The organism is Streptococcus sp. 2741 (assembly GCF_013276315.1).
GTDB lineage: Bacteria > Bacillota > Bacilli > Lactobacillales > Streptococcaceae > Streptococcus > Streptococcus pseudopneumoniae.
Window position 1 is genome coordinate 1 of the sequence record NZ_VMKU01000047.1, and the last position, 14,939, is coordinate 14,939.

9 protein-coding genes and 2 pseudogenes are annotated in these 14,939 nt (G+C 40.7%); 9 read left to right on the plus strand and 2 right to left on the minus strand.

Going from position 1 to position 14,939, the window contains the following annotated elements; genetic code table 11:
* Positions 1-81 precede the first annotated feature (81 nt).
* The 5 genes from rsmH to HT671_RS05410 all read left to right on the plus strand — a co-directional run bounded on the left by rsmH (position 82) and on the right by HT671_RS05410 (position 7,043).
* Positions 82-1,032: a 16S rRNA (cytosine(1402)-N(4))-methyltransferase RsmH gene (gene rsmH, locus HT671_RS05390; RefSeq protein WP_166735357.1), complete on the plus strand. Its 951-nt coding sequence runs from the start codon at positions 82-84 to the stop codon at positions 1,030-1,032.
* Positions 1,033-1,043: 11 nt separating this feature from the next.
* Positions 1,044-1,361, plus strand: a complete 318-nt coding sequence (gene ftsL, locus HT671_RS05395; RefSeq protein WP_000840840.1) for a cell division protein FtsL — start codon at positions 1,044-1,046, stop codon at positions 1,359-1,361.
* 3 nt (positions 1,362-1,364) lie between these two features.
* On the plus strand, positions 1,365-3,617 hold the full coding sequence (gene pbp2X, locus HT671_RS05400; RefSeq protein WP_166735356.1) for a penicillin-binding protein PBP2X: 2,253 nt from the start codon (positions 1,365-1,367) through the stop codon (positions 3,615-3,617).
* 1 nt (position 3,618) lies between these two features.
* Complete coding sequence (gene mraY / locus HT671_RS05405) at positions 3,619-4,599, plus strand: phospho-N-acetylmuramoyl-pentapeptide-transferase (RefSeq protein ID WP_100127901.1); 981 nt, start codon at positions 3,619-3,621, stop codon at positions 4,597-4,599.
* Between the two features lie 338 nt (positions 4,600-4,937).
* Positions 4,938-7,043, plus strand: a complete 2,106-nt coding sequence (locus tag HT671_RS05410; RefSeq protein ID WP_138703386.1) for an ATP-dependent Clp protease ATP-binding subunit — start codon at positions 4,938-4,940, stop codon at positions 7,041-7,043.
* Between the two features lie 295 nt (positions 7,044-7,338).
* On the opposite strand, the gene HT671_RS05415 is transcribed toward HT671_RS05410, so the two are convergent.
* Positions 7,339-7,821: an S-ribosylhomocysteine lyase gene (locus tag HT671_RS05415; RefSeq protein WP_000032561.1), complete on the minus strand. Its 483-nt coding sequence runs from the start codon at positions 7,819-7,821 to the stop codon at positions 7,339-7,341.
* A 94-nt stretch (positions 7,822-7,915) separates the two neighbouring features.
* Positions 7,916-9,400: a DUF1846 domain-containing protein gene (locus HT671_RS05420; RefSeq protein WP_172923082.1), complete on the minus strand. Its 1,485-nt coding sequence runs from the start codon at positions 9,398-9,400 to the stop codon at positions 7,916-7,918.
* 152 nt (positions 9,401-9,552) lie between these two features.
* On the opposite strand from HT671_RS05420, the gene HT671_RS05425 reads away from it, so the two are divergent.
* The 4 genes and pseudogenes from HT671_RS05425 to HT671_RS05440 all read left to right on the plus strand — a co-directional run.
* Positions 9,553-11,160 carry an alpha-glucosidase gene (locus HT671_RS05425; protein ID WP_001156807.1) on the plus strand — a complete coding sequence of 536 codons (1,608 nt, stop codon included), beginning with the start codon at positions 9,553-9,555 and terminating at the stop codon, positions 11,158-11,160.
* A 195-nt stretch (positions 11,161-11,355) separates the two neighbouring features.
* Positions 11,356-13,313, plus strand: a pseudogene (locus tag HT671_RS05430) (peptide ABC transporter substrate-binding protein).
* A gap of 288 nt (positions 13,314-13,601) precedes the next feature.
* A complete protein-coding gene (gene glf, locus HT671_RS05435) occupies positions 13,602-14,702 on the plus strand; it encodes a UDP-galactopyranose mutase (RefSeq protein ID WP_000272518.1) in 1,101 nt (366 codons plus the stop codon).
* An 84-nt stretch (positions 14,703-14,786) separates the two neighbouring features.
* A pseudogene (locus tag HT671_RS05440) lies at positions 14,787-14,939 on the plus strand (IS630 family transposase); the annotation flags it as partial.

A 14,939-nucleotide genomic window follows, 5' to 3' on the forward strand; every position in this document is an offset into this window, starting at 1 on the left:
CTTGAACTTGAAATTTGGCCTCCTTATCCTATTTGTCTGACTAGTGCAAGCTAGTCAGATTTGTGGTAAAATAGATAAGATATGACAAAAGAATTTCATCATGTAACGGTCTTACTCCATGAAACGATTGATATGCTCGACGTAAAGCCTGACGGTATCTACGTTGATGCGACTTTGGGCGGAGCAGGACATAGCGAATATTTATTAAGTAAATTAAGTGAAAAAGGCCATCTCTATGCCTTTGACCAGGACCAGAATGCCATTGACAACGCGCAAAAACGCTTGGCTCCTTACATTGAAAAGGGAATGGTGACTTTTATCAAGGATAACTTCCGTCATTTACAGGCACGTTTGCGCGAAGCTGGTGTTCAGAAAATTGATGGAATTTGTTATGACTTGGGAGTGTCTAGTCCTCAGCTGGACCAGCGTGAGCGTGGTTTTTCTTATAAAAAGGATGCGCCACTGGACATGCGCATGAATCAGGATGCTAGTCTGACAGCCTATGAAGTGGTTAACAGTTATGACTATCATGACTTGGTTCGTATTTTCTTCAAGTATGGAGAGGACAAATTCTCTAAACAGATTGCGCGTAAGATTGAACAAACTCGGGAAGTCAAGCCAATCGAGACAACGACTGAGCTGGCAGAAATTATCAAGTCGGCCAAACCTGCCAAGGAACTCAAGAAGAAGGGGCATCCTGCTAAGCAGATTTTCCAGGCTATTCGAATTGAAGTTAATGATGAACTGGGGGCGGCAGATGAGTCCATCCAGCAGGCTATGGATATGTTGGCTCTGGATGGTAGAATTTCAGTGATTACCTTTCATTCCTTAGAAGATCGCTTGACCAAGCAATTGTTCAAGGAAGCTTCAACAGTTGAAGTTCCAAAAGGCTTACCCTTCATCCCAGATGATCTCAGGCCCAAGATGGAATTGGTATCCCGTAAGCCAATCTTGCCAAGTGCAGAAGAATTAGAAGCCAATAACCGCTCGCACTCAGCCAAGTTGCGCGTGGCCAGAAAAATTCACAAGTAAGAGGAAAAAAGATGGCAGAAAGAATGGAAAAAACAGGTCAAATACTACAGATGCAACTTAAACGGTTTTCGCGTGTGGAAAAAGCTTTTTACTTTTCCATTGCTGTAACCACTCTTATTGTAGCTATTAGTATTATTTTTATGCAGACCAAGCTCTTGCAAGTGCAGAATGATTTGACAAAAATCAATGCGCAGATAGAAGAAAAGAAGACCGAATTGGACGATGCCAAGCAAGAGGTCAATGAACTATTACGTGCAGAACGTTTGAAAGAGATTGCCAATTCACACGATTTGCAATTAAACAATGAAAATATTCGAATAGCGGAGTAAGATATGAAGTGGACAAAAAGAGTAATCCGTTATGCGACGAAAAATCGGAAATCGCCGGCTGAAAACAGACGCAGAGTTGGAAAAAGTCTGAGTTTATTATCTGTCTTTGTTTTTGCCGTTTTTTTAGTCAATTTTGCGGTCATTATTGGGACGGGCACTCGCTTTGGAACAGATTTAGCGAAGGAAGCTAAGAAGGTTCATCAAACCACCCGTACAGTTCCTGCCAAACGTGGGACTATTTATGACCGAAATGGAGTCCCAATTGCTGAGGATGCAACCTCCTATAATGTCTATGCGGTTATTGATGAGAACTATAAGTCAGCAACGGGTAAGATTCTTTACGTAGAAAAAACACAATTTAACAAAGTTGCAGAGGTCTTTCATAAGTATCTGGACATGGAAGAATCCTATGTAAGAGAGCAACTCTCGCAACCTAATCTCAAGCAAGTTTCCTTTGGAGCAAAGGGAAATGGGATTACCTATGCCAATATGATGGCTATCAAAAAAGAATTGGAAACTGCAGAGGTCAAGGGGATTGATTTTACAACCAGTCCCAATCGTAGTTACCCAAATGGACAATTTGCTTCTAGTTTTATCGGTCTAGCTCAGCTCCATGAAAATGAAGATGGAAGCAAGAGTTTGCTGGGAACCTCTGGAATGGAGAGTTCCTTGAACAGTATTCTTGCAGGGACAGACGGTATTATTACCTATGAAAAAGACCGTGTAGGAAATATCGTACCAGGTACAGAACTGGTATCGCAACAAACTGTGGATGGCAAGGATGTTTATACAACATTGTCTAGTCCGCTACAATCTTTCATGGAAACTCAGATGGATGCCTTTCTAGAAAAAGTAAAAGGTAAGTATATGACCGCGACCTTGGTCAGTGCAAAGACCGGTGAAATCCTCGCTACCACCCAACGACCTACCTTTAATGCAGATACTAAAGAAGGAATCACTGAGGACTTTGTTTGGCGTGATATTCTTTATCAAAGTAACTATGAACCAGGATCAGCCATGAAGGTTATGACGTTAGCTTCTTCTATTGATAATAATACCTTCCCAAGTGGAGAATACTTCAATAGCAGTGAATTCAAAATAGCGGATGCGACGACTCGAGATTGGGATGTTAATGATGGTTTGACTACTGGTGGGATGATGACTTTCTTACAAGGTTTCGCTCACTCCAGTAATGTTGGAATGAGTCTACTTGAACAAAAAATGGGAGATGCTACTTGGTTGGATTATCTAAAACGCTTTAAATTTGGGGTTCCAACTCGCTTTGGCTTGACAGATGAATACGCTGGTCAACTTCCAGCTGATAATATTGTTAGTATTGCTCAAAGCTCATTTGGGCAAGGAATTTCAGTGACACAAACACAAATGCTTCGTGCCTTTACAGCTATTGCTAATGATGGAGTTATGCTGGAGCCAAAATTTATAAGTGCTATTTATGATACTAACAATCAGTCTGTACGTAAGTCACAAAAAGAAATAGTAGGAAATCCTGTTTCCAAAGAGGCAGCAAGCACAACTCGAAATCACATGATCTTAGTTGGGACGGACCCTCTATATGGAACTATGTATAATCACTACACAGGAAAGCCAATTATAACAGTTCCTGGACAAAATGTAGCAGTTAAATCCGGTACGGCTCAAATCGCTGATGAGAAAAATGGAGGATACTTGGTTGGTTCTACCAATTATATTTTCTCAGTTGTGACTATGAATCCTGCTGAAAATCCTGATTTTATCTTGTATGTAACGGTTCAACAGCCTGAGCATTATTCAGGTATCCAGTTGGGAGAATTTGCCACCCCAATCTTGGAGCGGGCTTCAGCTATGAAAGACTCTCTCAATCTTCAAACAACAGCTAAAGCTTTGGAGCAAGTAAGTCAACAAAGTCCTTATCATATGCCTAGTGTCAAGGATATTTCACCTGGTGATTTAGCAGAAGAATTGCGTCGCAATCTTGTACAACCTATTGTTGTGGGAACAGGAACGAAGATTAAAAACAGTTCTGCTGAAGAAGGGAAGAATCTTGCCCCAAATCAGCAAGTCCTAATCTTATCTGATAAAGCAGAGGAAGTTCCAGACATGTATGGTTGGACAAAGGAGACTGCTGAGACCTTTGCTAAGTGGCTCAATATAGAACTTGCATTTGAAGGTTCGGGCTCTACTGTGCAGAAGCAAGATGTTCGAGCTAACACAGCTATCAAGGATATTAAAAAAATTACATTAACTTTAGGAGACTAATATGTTTATTTCCATCAGTGCTGGAATTGTGACATTTTTACTAACTGTAGTAGGAATTCCGGCCTTTATCCAATTTTATAGAAAGGCGCAAATTACAGGCCAGCAGATGCATGAGGATGTCAAACAGCATCAGGCAAAAGCTGGGACTCCTACAATGGGAGGTTTGGTTTTCTTAATTACTTCTGTTTTGCTTGCTTTCTTTTTCGCCCTATTTAGTAGCCAATTCAGCAATAATGTGGGAATGATTTTGTTCATCTTGGTCTTGTATGGCTTGGTCGGATTTTTAGATGACTTTCTCAAGGTTTTTCGCAAAATCAATGAGGGGCTGAATCCTAAGCAAAAATTGGCTCTTCAGCTTCTAGGTGGAGTTATCTTCTATCTTTTCTATGAGCGTGGGGGCGATATGCTTTCAGTCTTTGGTTACCAAGTGCATCTGGGGATTTTCTATATTTTCTTCGCCCTTTTCTGGCTAGTCGGTTTTTCAAATGCAGTCAACTTGACAGACGGTATTGACGGTCTAGCTAGTATTTCCGTTGTGATTAGTTTGTCTGCCTATGGAGTTATTGCCTATGTGCAAGGTCAGATGGACATCCTTCTAGTGATTCTTGCTATGATTGGTGGTTTGCTTGGTTTCTTCGTTTTTAACCATAAGCCTGCTAAAGTCTTTATGGGAGATGTGGGAAGTTTGGCTCTCGGTGGAATGCTGGCAGCTATTTCTATGGCTCTCCACCAAGAATGGACTCTCTTGATTATCGGAATTGTTTATGTTTTTGAAACAACCTCAGTCATGATGCAAGTCGGCTATTTCAAACTGACAGGTGGCAAACGTATTTTCCGTATGACGCCTGTACATCACCATTTTGAGCTTGGGGGATTGTCTGGTAAAGGAAATCCTTGGAGCGAGTGGAAGGTTGACTTCTTCTTTTGGGGAGTGGGACTTCTAGCAAGTCTTTTGACCCTAGCAATTTTGTATTTGGTATAAGAATAGCACCCTGATGTTTCAGGGTGTTTTTGCTTTTTAAAAAATATTGGTCAATTAAAGTCAAAACTATTGACCTTTTCTGACTAATGTAGTATATTATGAACGTAAGGTAAATGAAAGCCTTACTAGAACACTTATTTAAAGTAAAATAGAAAGAGGTGGGTCTATGTTTCATCTAGAAATCTTCAGAAGTAAAGATAGTCTACTCCTGCTTGAAAAAGAAAAACCAGAAATAGTACGTAGGGTAGCGATCTAGCTAGTCTAAATTTTTTAAAACAATGGTCAAAGATAGTCAATATCAGTAATCATAACTTTGTAAACAAAAAGAGGTAAAGAATATGAATAACAACTTTAATAATTTTAATAACATGGATGATTTATTTAACCAATTGATGGGTGGTATGCGAGGATACAGTTCTGAAAATCGCCGTTACTTAATTAATGGGCGCGAAGTCACACCTGAGGAATTTGCTCACTATCGTACGACTGGTCAATTACCAGGAAATGCAGAAACTGATGTGCAAATGTCACAACAGGCATCAGGTATGAAACAAGACGGTGTCCTTGCAAAACTAGGTCGAAACTTGACAGCAGAAGCGCGTGAGGGCAAGTTGGATCCTGTTATCGGACGAAACAAGGAAATTCAAGAAACATCTGAAATCCTCTCACGCCGCACCAAGAACAATCCTGTTTTGGTCGGAGATGCAGGTGTTGGTAAGACAGCAGTTGTCGAAGGTCTAGCGCAAGCCATTGTGAACGGAGATGTTCCTGCTGCTATCAAGAACAAGGAAATTATTTCTATTGATATCTCAGGTCTTGAGGCTGGTACTCAATACCGTGGTAGCTTTGAAGAAAATGTCCAAAACTTAGTCAATGAAGTGAAAGAAGCAGGGAATATTATCCTCTTCTTTGATGAAATTCACCAAATTCTTGGTGTTGGTAGCACTGGTGGAGACAGTGGTTCTAAAGGACTTGCGGATATTCTCAAGCCAGCTCTCTCTCGTGGAGAATTGACAGTGATTGGGGCAACAACTCAAGACGAATACCGTAACACCATCTTGAAGAATGCTGCTCTTGCTCGTCGTTTCAACGAAGTGAAGGTCAATGCTCCTTCAGCAGAGAATACTTTTAAAATTCTTCAAGGCATTCGTGATCTCTATCAACAACACCACAATGTCATCTTGCCAGACGAAGTCTTGAAAGCAGCGGTGGATTATTCTGTTCAATACATTCCTCAACGTAGCTTGCCAGATAAGGCTATTGACCTTGTCGATGTAACGGCTGCTCACTTGGCGGCTCAACATCCAGTAACAGATGTGCATGCTGTTGAACGAGAAATCGAAACGGAAAAAGACAAGCAAGAAAAAGCAGTTGAAGCAGAAGATTTTGAAGCAGCTCTAAACTATAAAACACGCATTGCAGAATTGGAAAAGAAAATCGAAAACCACACAGAAGATATGAAAGTGACTGCAAGTGTCAATGATGTGGCTGAATCTGTGGAACGAATGACAGGTATTCCAGTATCGCAAATGGGAGCTTCAGATATCGAACGTTTGAAAGATATGGCCCATCGCTTGCAAGACAAGGTGATTGGTCAAGATAAGGCCGTAGAAGCTGTAGCTCGTGCTATCCGTCGTAACCGTGCTGGTTTTGATGAAGGAAATCGCCCAATCGGCAGCTTCCTCTTTGTAGGGTCTACTGGGGTTGGTAAGACGGAGCTTGCTAAGCAATTGGCACTCGATATGTTTGGAACCCAGGATGCGATTATCCGTTTGGATATGTCTGAATACAGTGACCGTACAGCTGTTTCTAAGCTAATTGGTACAACAGCAGGCTATGTGGGTTATGATGACAATAGCAATACCTTAACAGAACGTGTTCGTCGCAATCCATACTCTATCATTCTCTTGGATGAAATTGAAAAGGCTGACCCTCAAGTTATTACCCTTCTCCTCCAAGTTCTAGATGATGGTCGTTTGACAGATGGTCAAGGAAATACAGTAAGCTTCAAGAACACTGTCATTATTGCGACCTCAAATGCTGGATTTGGCTATGAAGCCAACTTGACAGAAGATGCGGATAAACCAGAATTGATGGACCGTTTGAACCCCTTCTTCCGTCCAGAATTCCTCAACCGCTTTAATGCAGTCATCGAGTTCTCACACTTGACTAAGGAAGACCTTTCTAAGATTGTAGATTTGATGTTGGCTGAAGTTAACCAAACCTTGGCTAAGAAAGACATTGACTTGGTAGTCAGTCAAGCGGCTAAAGATTATATCACAGAAGAAGGTTACGACGAAGTCATGGGGGTTCGTCCTCTCCGTCGCGTGGTTGAACAAGAAATTCGTGATAAGGTGACAGACTTCCACTTAGATCATTTAGATGCTAAACATCTGGAAGCAGATATGGAAGATGGCGTTTTGGTTATTCGTGAGAAAGCCTAAGATAGAATTTTGAGGATAAAAAAGAAGGAGCCAGCTGAAAAAAACTGGTTCCTTTTGAGGTACGACGGGCATGTCGTGTAGTAGAGGTGTACTATTCTAGTTTCAGTCTACTATAGTAGCTCAGAAGTCGGTACTTAAACGTGCTATATCAAAACCAGTCCTGGAAAAACGTGGACTGGTTTCGTGTTTGGATTATTACCTTGAACGACATGCGTTAAAAGTTAGTTGAACCGCCGTATGCCGAACGGCACGTGCGGTGGTGTGAGAGGGGCTAGAGATTATCCCCTACTCGATTTTAAATCACATGACGTTCAAAGGCATCATCTGAAATCCCTTGTTCCAAGATGAGTTTTGCCCATTCTTTAGCAGAGAAGAGGCTGTGGTCCTTGTAGTTTCCGCAAGATTCGATGGTTGTCCCTGGGACATCTTCCCAAGTAGTAGTTTCAGCGATTTCCTTGAGCGAATCCTTGATAACAGCTGCGATTTTAGCACTGGCGTGACGTCCCCACATAATCATGTGGAAGCCTGTGCGGCAACCAAATGGTGAACAGTCAATCATGCCGTCAATGCGGGTACGGATGAGTTTGGCTAAGAGGTGCTCGATAGTGTGAAGGCCGGCAGTAGGGATCGAGTCTTCATTGGGTTGCACTAAACGAATATCATAATTGGAGATGACATCTCCCTTTGGCCCTGTTTCTTCCCCAATCAAGCGAACATAGGGTGCTTTGACAATGGTGTGGTCAAGTTCAAAACTTTCGACAATAACTTCTTTTGACATGGTAAATCCTTTCAGTTTTCTTCTCTCATTATATCATAAAGGTTGCTCCTGAGACAGAGAGAAAACCTCTCCGAGGCTGGAGAGGTTGAAATCTTTACTTACGATATAAGCGGTCGTATTGGTAGTATGGGTCAAAGGTTACGTTGATACCCAGTTTACGAAGGACATTCTTGTCTTCATCAGTCAAGATGATGGTTGAGTGGGCTTCGCTTCCTTTGAGGTTGCCGAGTTCTTCCATAGCGCGGGCAGCATCAGGATTTTCTGTAGCTGTGATAGCAAGTGCAATCAGGATTTCATTTGAATGAAGGCGTGGATTGTGGCTACCGAGATGATCGATTTTAAGACCTTGGATTGGCTTAACAACTTCAGGCTCGATTAGTTTTACTTCTTTAGCGATGTCAGCTGATTTTTTGATGGCGTTGATCAAGACAGCGGCTGTAGGGCCAAAGAGTTCTGAGTTCTTACCAGTGACGATTTCCCCATTTGGCAATTCAAAGGCTAGGGCTGGTCCACCAGTTTCTTCTGCTTTTTGGCGCGCAACGACAGCAACCTTACGGTCTGCAGGTGTGATACCGAGGTCGTTCATGAGCAACTCAATTTTCTTGACGGCAGCTTCGCCAACTTTTTCAGCTTTGAAGTCAAGAACTGTTTGATAGTAACGGCGGATGATTTCTTGTTTAGAAGCTTCGACAGCAGCCTCGTCATCTGTAATAGCGAAACCAACCATGTTGACACCCATATCTGTCGGTGAAGCGTATGGTGATTTTCCGAGAATACGTTCCAACATGCGCTTGAGCACTGGGAAGATTTCGATATCACGGTTGTAGTTGACAGTGGTTTCTCCATAGGTTTGAAGATGGAAGGGGTCAATCATGTTGACATCATCAAGGTCAGCTGTGGCAGCTTCATAAGCCAAGTTAACTGGGTGATGAAGGGGAAGATTCCAAACAGGGAAGGTTTCAAATTTAGCGTAGCCAGACTTGATGCCATTGATTTGGTCGTGGTACATATTGGACATACACGTTGCCAATTTTCCAGAACCGGGTCCAGGAGCGGTTACGACAATCAAGTTGCGACTGGTTTTGATGTAGTCGTTTTTGCCCATGCCTTCTGGGGAAATGATGTGATCCATATCCGTCGGATATCCTTTGATTGGATAATGAAGATAAGAATCAATTCCGTTTTTCTCAAGTTGGTTGCGGAAGGCATCTGCAGCGGGTTGGCCAGCGTATTGTGTAATGACAACGGAGCCGACAAAAATCCCTAATTCATTGAATTTGTCAATCAAACGAAGAACTTCTTGGTCATAAGAAATGCCTAAGTCGCCACGTGCTTTGGAATGTTCAATGTTGCTAGCATTAATGGCAATCACAACCTCAACCTGCTCTTTCAATTCTTGCAAGAGCTTGATTTTGTTGTCAGGTTCATAACCAGGAAGGACACGAGCAGCGTGGAAATCTTCTAACATTTTACCGCCAAATTCTAAGTAGAGTTTGCCGTCAAATTGGTTAATGCGTTCCAAAATATGGTCGCGTTGTAAATTCAAATATCGTTCAGAACTAAAAGCTTGTTTTTTCATTTTTTTACCTCTGACCTCTATTATAATAAAAAATTGGAAGTTAGGAAACTACGGAGTTAAAAAAGGAATCAAAAAGATTAGGCAAACGCTTGCATAAAAATCTGAAAAGCGCTATCATAGACTATAGATTATTAAAATAATGAGGTAAGAAGATGCAAGAAAAATGGTGGCACAATGCCGTAGTTTATCAAGTTTATCCAAAGAGTTTCATGGACAGCAACGGAGATGGAATTGGCGATTTGCCAGGAATTACCAGTAAGTTAGACTATCTAGCCAAGCTAGGGATTACAGCGATTTGGCTTTCTCCCGTTTATGACAGCCCTATGGATGATAATGGCTACGATATTGCTGATTATCAAGCGATTGCAACGATTTTTGGAACCATGGAGGATATGGATCAACTGATTGCGGAAGCTAAGAAGCGTGATATTCGTATCATCATGGACTTGGTGGTCAATCATACCTCGGATGAACATGCTTGGTTTGTAGAGGCCTGTGAAAATCCTAATAGCCCTGAGCGAGACTACTATATCTGGCGCGATGAACCCAATGACCTAGATTCTATCTTTAGTGGGTCTGCTTGGGAATACGATGAAAAGTCAGGTCAATACTATCTCCACTTTTTCAGTAAGAAACAGCCGGATCTCAACTGGGAAAATGAAAAACTTCGCCAGAAAATTTATGATATGATGGACTTCTGGATTGATAAAGGTATTGGTGGTTTCCGTATGGATGTTATTGACATGATTGGCAAAATTCCTGACGAGAAGGTAGTCAATAATGGTCCTATGCTTCACCCCTATCTCAAGGAAATGAATCAGGCCACCTTTGGAGCTAAGAATCTCTTGACAGTAGGGGAAACCTGGGGAGCAACGCCAGAGATTGCCAAGCTCTACTCTGACCCAAAGGGGCAAGAATTGTCTATGGTCTTCCATTTTGAACATATCGGTCTTCAGTATCAGGAAGGTCAGCCTAAATGGCACTATCAAAAAGAGCTGAATATCGCTAAGTTAAAAGAAATCTTCAACAAATGGCAGACAGAGTTAGGAGTTGAGGACGGCTGGAATTCCCTCTTCTGGAACAACCATGACCTCCCTCGTATTGTCTCAATCTGGGGAAATGACCAAGAATACCGCGAAAAATCTGCCAAAGCCTTTGCAATCTTGCTTCATATTATGAGAGGAACTCCTTATATCTACCAAGGTGAGGAGATTGGGATGACCAACTATCCGTTTGAAACGCTGGATCAAGTAGAAGATATTGAATCCCTCAATTATGCGCGTGAAGCTCTTGAAAAAGGTGTTTCGCTGGAAGAAATCATGGACAGTATACGTGTCATTGGACGTGACAATGCCCGTACCCCTATGCAATGGGACGAGAGCAAAAACGCTGGTTTCTCAACAGGTCAACCTTGGTTGGCAGTGAATCCAAACTATCAAGCAATCAACGTTCAAGAAGCGCTGGCAAATCCAGATTCTATTTTCTATACTTATCAGAACTTGGTCCAAATCCGTAAGGAGAACAGCTGGCTGATTCGAGCTGACTTTGAATTGCTTGATACGGCTGATAAGGTCTTCGCCTATATCCGTAAAGATGGCGACCGTCGTTTCCTAGTTGTGGCTAACTTGTCCAATGAAGAGCAAGTCTTTGTAGTAGAAGGAAATGTCAAATCTGTCTTGATTGAAAACACCCTAGCTCAAGAAGTCTTTGAAAAACAAATCTTAGCTCCATGGGATGCTTTCTGTGTGGAATTACTATAAATATTTTTTACAGAAAAATTTAAAATTGAAATCGCATAAAAACAAGGGAAGGCTGTATGAAAAGGCAGAAATCCTTTGTTTTTTATAACCAAGGTTTATAAACTTTCATTCTCGAAATTCAATTAACTTTACAAATTTCCACTATTTTGGTAAAACAAACCTATGTTACAAAAACTAACATAAAGTAGAAGGGAGATGAATACAAAAAAGAGTGTCCTTAGTGCAGGCCTGACTTTTGCATTTGCCTTGCTTTTAGCTGCTTGCGGACAATCAGGTTCAGATACAAAAACTTACTCATCAACCTTTAGTGGAAATCCAACTGCATTTAACTACTTGTTAGACTACTACGCTGATAATACAGCCATCATTACCAACCTAGTTGATGGTTTGCTTGAAAATGACAATTACGGAAATCTAGTTCCGTCTTTAGCAGAGGACTGGTCTGTTTCAAGCGGCGGTCTGACTTATACTTACAAATTGAGAAAAGTGCCAAATGGTTCACGGCTGACGGTGAAGAGTACGCCCCAGTTAAGGCACAAGATTTTGTGACAGGTATCAAGTACGCAGTGGATAATAAATCACAGGCCATTGACTTGATTCAAAACTCGATTAAGGGCTTGAATGATTATATTACAGGAGCGAATTCTGACTTTTCTAAGGTTGGGGTGAAGGCCATTGACGACCAGACTGTTGAGTATACTTTGTCACGGCCAGAACCTTACTGGAACTCAAAAACAACCAACAGTATTCTTTTCCCAGTAAACGAAGAGTTTTTAAACTCAAAAGGGAAAGATTTTGGTACCCTATCTCCAGATAGTATTCTCTACAGCGGACCTTATTTGTTAAAAGATTTCACATCAAAATCATCGATCGAGTATGCGAAAAATCCGCATTACTATGATCATGACAAAGTATCAATTGAACATGTGAAATTGGCCTATTTTGATGGTTCAGACCAAGAATTGACCATCCGTAACTTTGAAAGTGGAGCTTATTCTATCGCTGGGGTTTATCCAAATAGTTCTAACTTGGCTAAGACCAAGGAGAAATATAAGGATAATATCGTCTATAGCTTGCAGGACAAGACTTCTTGGTATTTCAATTTCAACGTTAACCGTAAGGCCTACAATCACACTGCTAAAACGACAGATGAGCAGAAGAAGTCAACTGAGACAGCTGTTTTGAACAAGAACTTCCGCCAAGCGGTGAACTTTGCCTTGGACCGCACAGCCTATTCTGCTCAGTCAAATGGGGAAGAAGCAGCTAGCAAGACTCTTCGTAACACCCTAGTACCTCCTACATTTGTCCAAGTTGGAGACAAGACCTTTGGAGAAGTAGTCGCTTCTAAATTGGTCAACTACGGAACAGAATGGTCAGGTATTAACTTGGCAGATGCTCAGGATGCCTATTTCAACAAAGAAAAAGCCCAAGCAAAATTTGTGGAAGCTAAAAAAGAATTGGCAAGTCAAGGTGTGACTTTCCCTATTCACTTGGATGTGGCTGTTGATCAGACAAGTAAAAATGCTGTGACAGGCATGAACTCAGTTAAGCAGACCCTTGAGTCAGTTTTGGGTGCTGATAACATTGTCATTGATGTTCAGCAACTTTCAACAGATGATTTTAATAATGTAGCCTTCTTAGCACCGACAGCAGCTGATCGTGACTACGATTTGAACTTTGATGGTTGGGTGGGTGACTATCAGGATCCATCAACTTATCTCAATCCTTTCAATGCAGAGGATGGATTCTACCTTAAGATTTTTGGACTAGATGCCAAGGAAGATAAGGAAAAAATCACTAGTCTAGGTCTGGATACCTACACTAAGATGCTCAAAGATGCAGATAGTGAAAACAAAGATGTAGCCAAGCGTTATGAAAAATACGCTGAAGCACAGGCTTGGATGATTGACAATTCTCTCATTATGTCAGCTATGTCAAGTGGTGGCACAGCATCTGTAACCAAAGTGACGCCATTTACAAGAGGCTATTCATTGGTTGGTATCAAGGGTGATGGCAATAACTACAAGTACATGAAACTGCAAAAAGACACTGTGACGACCAAACAGTTTGAAGAAGCTAAAAGTAAATGGGAGCAAGAAAGCAAAAAAGCAATCGAAAAAGCCCAAAAAGAAGCAGAAAAACATGTTAAATAGTTAGAAATAGCCTTTTCAAGCAAAATCCTAAAGACAAACATCAGTTTTGGTGCTTGTCTTTTTAAATCACTCGGCTATCGAAAACTGAGAAATGATTTGTTTTGTGCTAAAATAGATTGAAACGAATACTCAATAAAAATCAAAGAGTAACTGGGAAGTCAGCTCAAAATACTGTTTTGAGGTTGCAGATGGACGCTGACGTGCTTTGAAGAGATTTTCGAAGAGTATAAAGATCCTCTCTTTTACTATAGTTAAGGAGATGTAAAGATAAGTGATAAGGAAGAGACTATGTACGACTATCTAATCGTTGGTGCTGGTTTGTCGGGAGCAATTTTTGCTTATGAGGCGACTAAGCGTGGAAAAAAAGTAAAAGTTATTGATAAACGTGACCACATTGGTGGAAATATCTACTGTGAGAATGTAGAAGGGGTTAATGTTCATAAATATGGTGCCCATATCTTTCATACTTCTAATAAAAAAGTTTGGGACTATGTCAATCAATTCGCTGAGTTTAACAATTATATCAACTCGCCTCTAGCTAATTACAAGGGTAGCCTTTATAATCTACCTTTCAATATGAATACTTTCTATGCTATGTGGGGTACAAAAACTCCTCAAGAAGTGAAAGATAAGATTGCTGATCAAACGGCTCATATGAAGGACGTTGAACCTAAAAACTTGGAAGAACAGGCTATCAAGTTGATTGGTCCAGATATTTATGAAAAATTGATTAAAGGATATACTGAAAAGCAATGGGGACGTTCTGCTACTGACCTTCCACCGTTTATTATTAAACGTCTACCAGTTCGTTTGACCTTTGATAATAATTATTTCAATGACCGTTACCAAGGAATTCCAATTGGTGGGTATAATGTCATTATCGAAAATATGCTCAAGGATGTGGAAGTAGAACTTGGTCTTGACTTTTTTGCCAATCGTCAAGAATTAGAAGCTTCTGCTGAAAAAGTTGTCTTTACAGGGATGATTGACCAATACTTTGATTATAAACATGGTGAGTTAGAATACCGTAGTCTTCGTTTTGAGCATGAAGTTTTTGATGAAGAAAACTATCAAGGAAATGCTGTAGTGAACTACACAGAGCGAGAAATTCCTTATACTCGCATTATTGAGCATAAACATTTTGAGTATGGTACACAAGCTAAAACGGTTATTACTCGAGAATACCCAGCTGATTGGAAACGTGGAGATGAGCCTTATTATCCAATCAATGATGAGAGAAACAATGCTATATTTTCCAAATATCAGGAAGAAGCGGCAACAAATGACAAGGTTATTTTCTGTGGTCGTTTAGCAGATTATAAATACTACGACATGCATGTGGTCATCGAACGGGCTTTGGAAGTGGTCGAGGAAGAGTTGGGACAATAATGCAAGGATTCCGTTATTTTAGAATCTTTGCTACTTAAGATTTTTATACTAAACTAAAATAAAAAAGTATTATATAATAGTAATATGAAATCAACTAAAGAAGAAATCCAAGCTATCAAAACACTTTTAAAAGACTCTAGTACAGCTAAATATCATAAACGCCTTCAAATCGTTCTATTTCGTCTGATGGGTAAATCTTATAAAGAGATTATAGAGCTTTTAGGCTGTAATCAAACA

What these genes read in the sequence shown, in the direction of transcription:
- glf (WP_000272518.1), top strand. Translation starts at nt 13,602, where the DNA reads ATGTACGACTATCTAATCGTTGGTGCTGGTTTGTCGGGAGCAATTTTT.
- mraY (WP_100127901.1), top strand. Translation starts at nt 3,619, where the DNA reads ATGTTTATTTCCATCAGTGCTGGAATTGTGACATTTTTACTAACTGTA.
- rsmH (WP_166735357.1), top strand. Translation starts at nt 82, where the DNA reads ATGACAAAAGAATTTCATCATGTAACGGTCTTACTCCATGAAACGATT.
- ftsL (WP_000840840.1), top strand. Translation starts at nt 1,044, where the DNA reads ATGGCAGAAAGAATGGAAAAAACAGGTCAAATACTACAGATGCAACTT.
- HT671_RS05410 (WP_138703386.1), top strand. Translation starts at nt 4,938, where the DNA reads ATGAATAACAACTTTAATAATTTTAATAACATGGATGATTTATTTAAC.
- HT671_RS05420 (WP_172923082.1), bottom strand. Translation starts at nt 9,400, where the DNA reads ATGAAAAAACAAGCTTTTAGTTCTGAACGATATTTGAATTTACAACGC.
- HT671_RS05425 (WP_001156807.1), top strand. Translation starts at nt 9,553, where the DNA reads ATGCAAGAAAAATGGTGGCACAATGCCGTAGTTTATCAAGTTTATCCA.
- HT671_RS05415 (WP_000032561.1), bottom strand. Translation starts at nt 7,821, where the DNA reads ATGTCAAAAGAAGTTATTGTCGAAAGTTTTGAACTTGACCACACCATT.
- pbp2X (WP_166735356.1), top strand. Translation starts at nt 1,365, where the DNA reads ATGAAGTGGACAAAAAGAGTAATCCGTTATGCGACGAAAAATCGGAAA.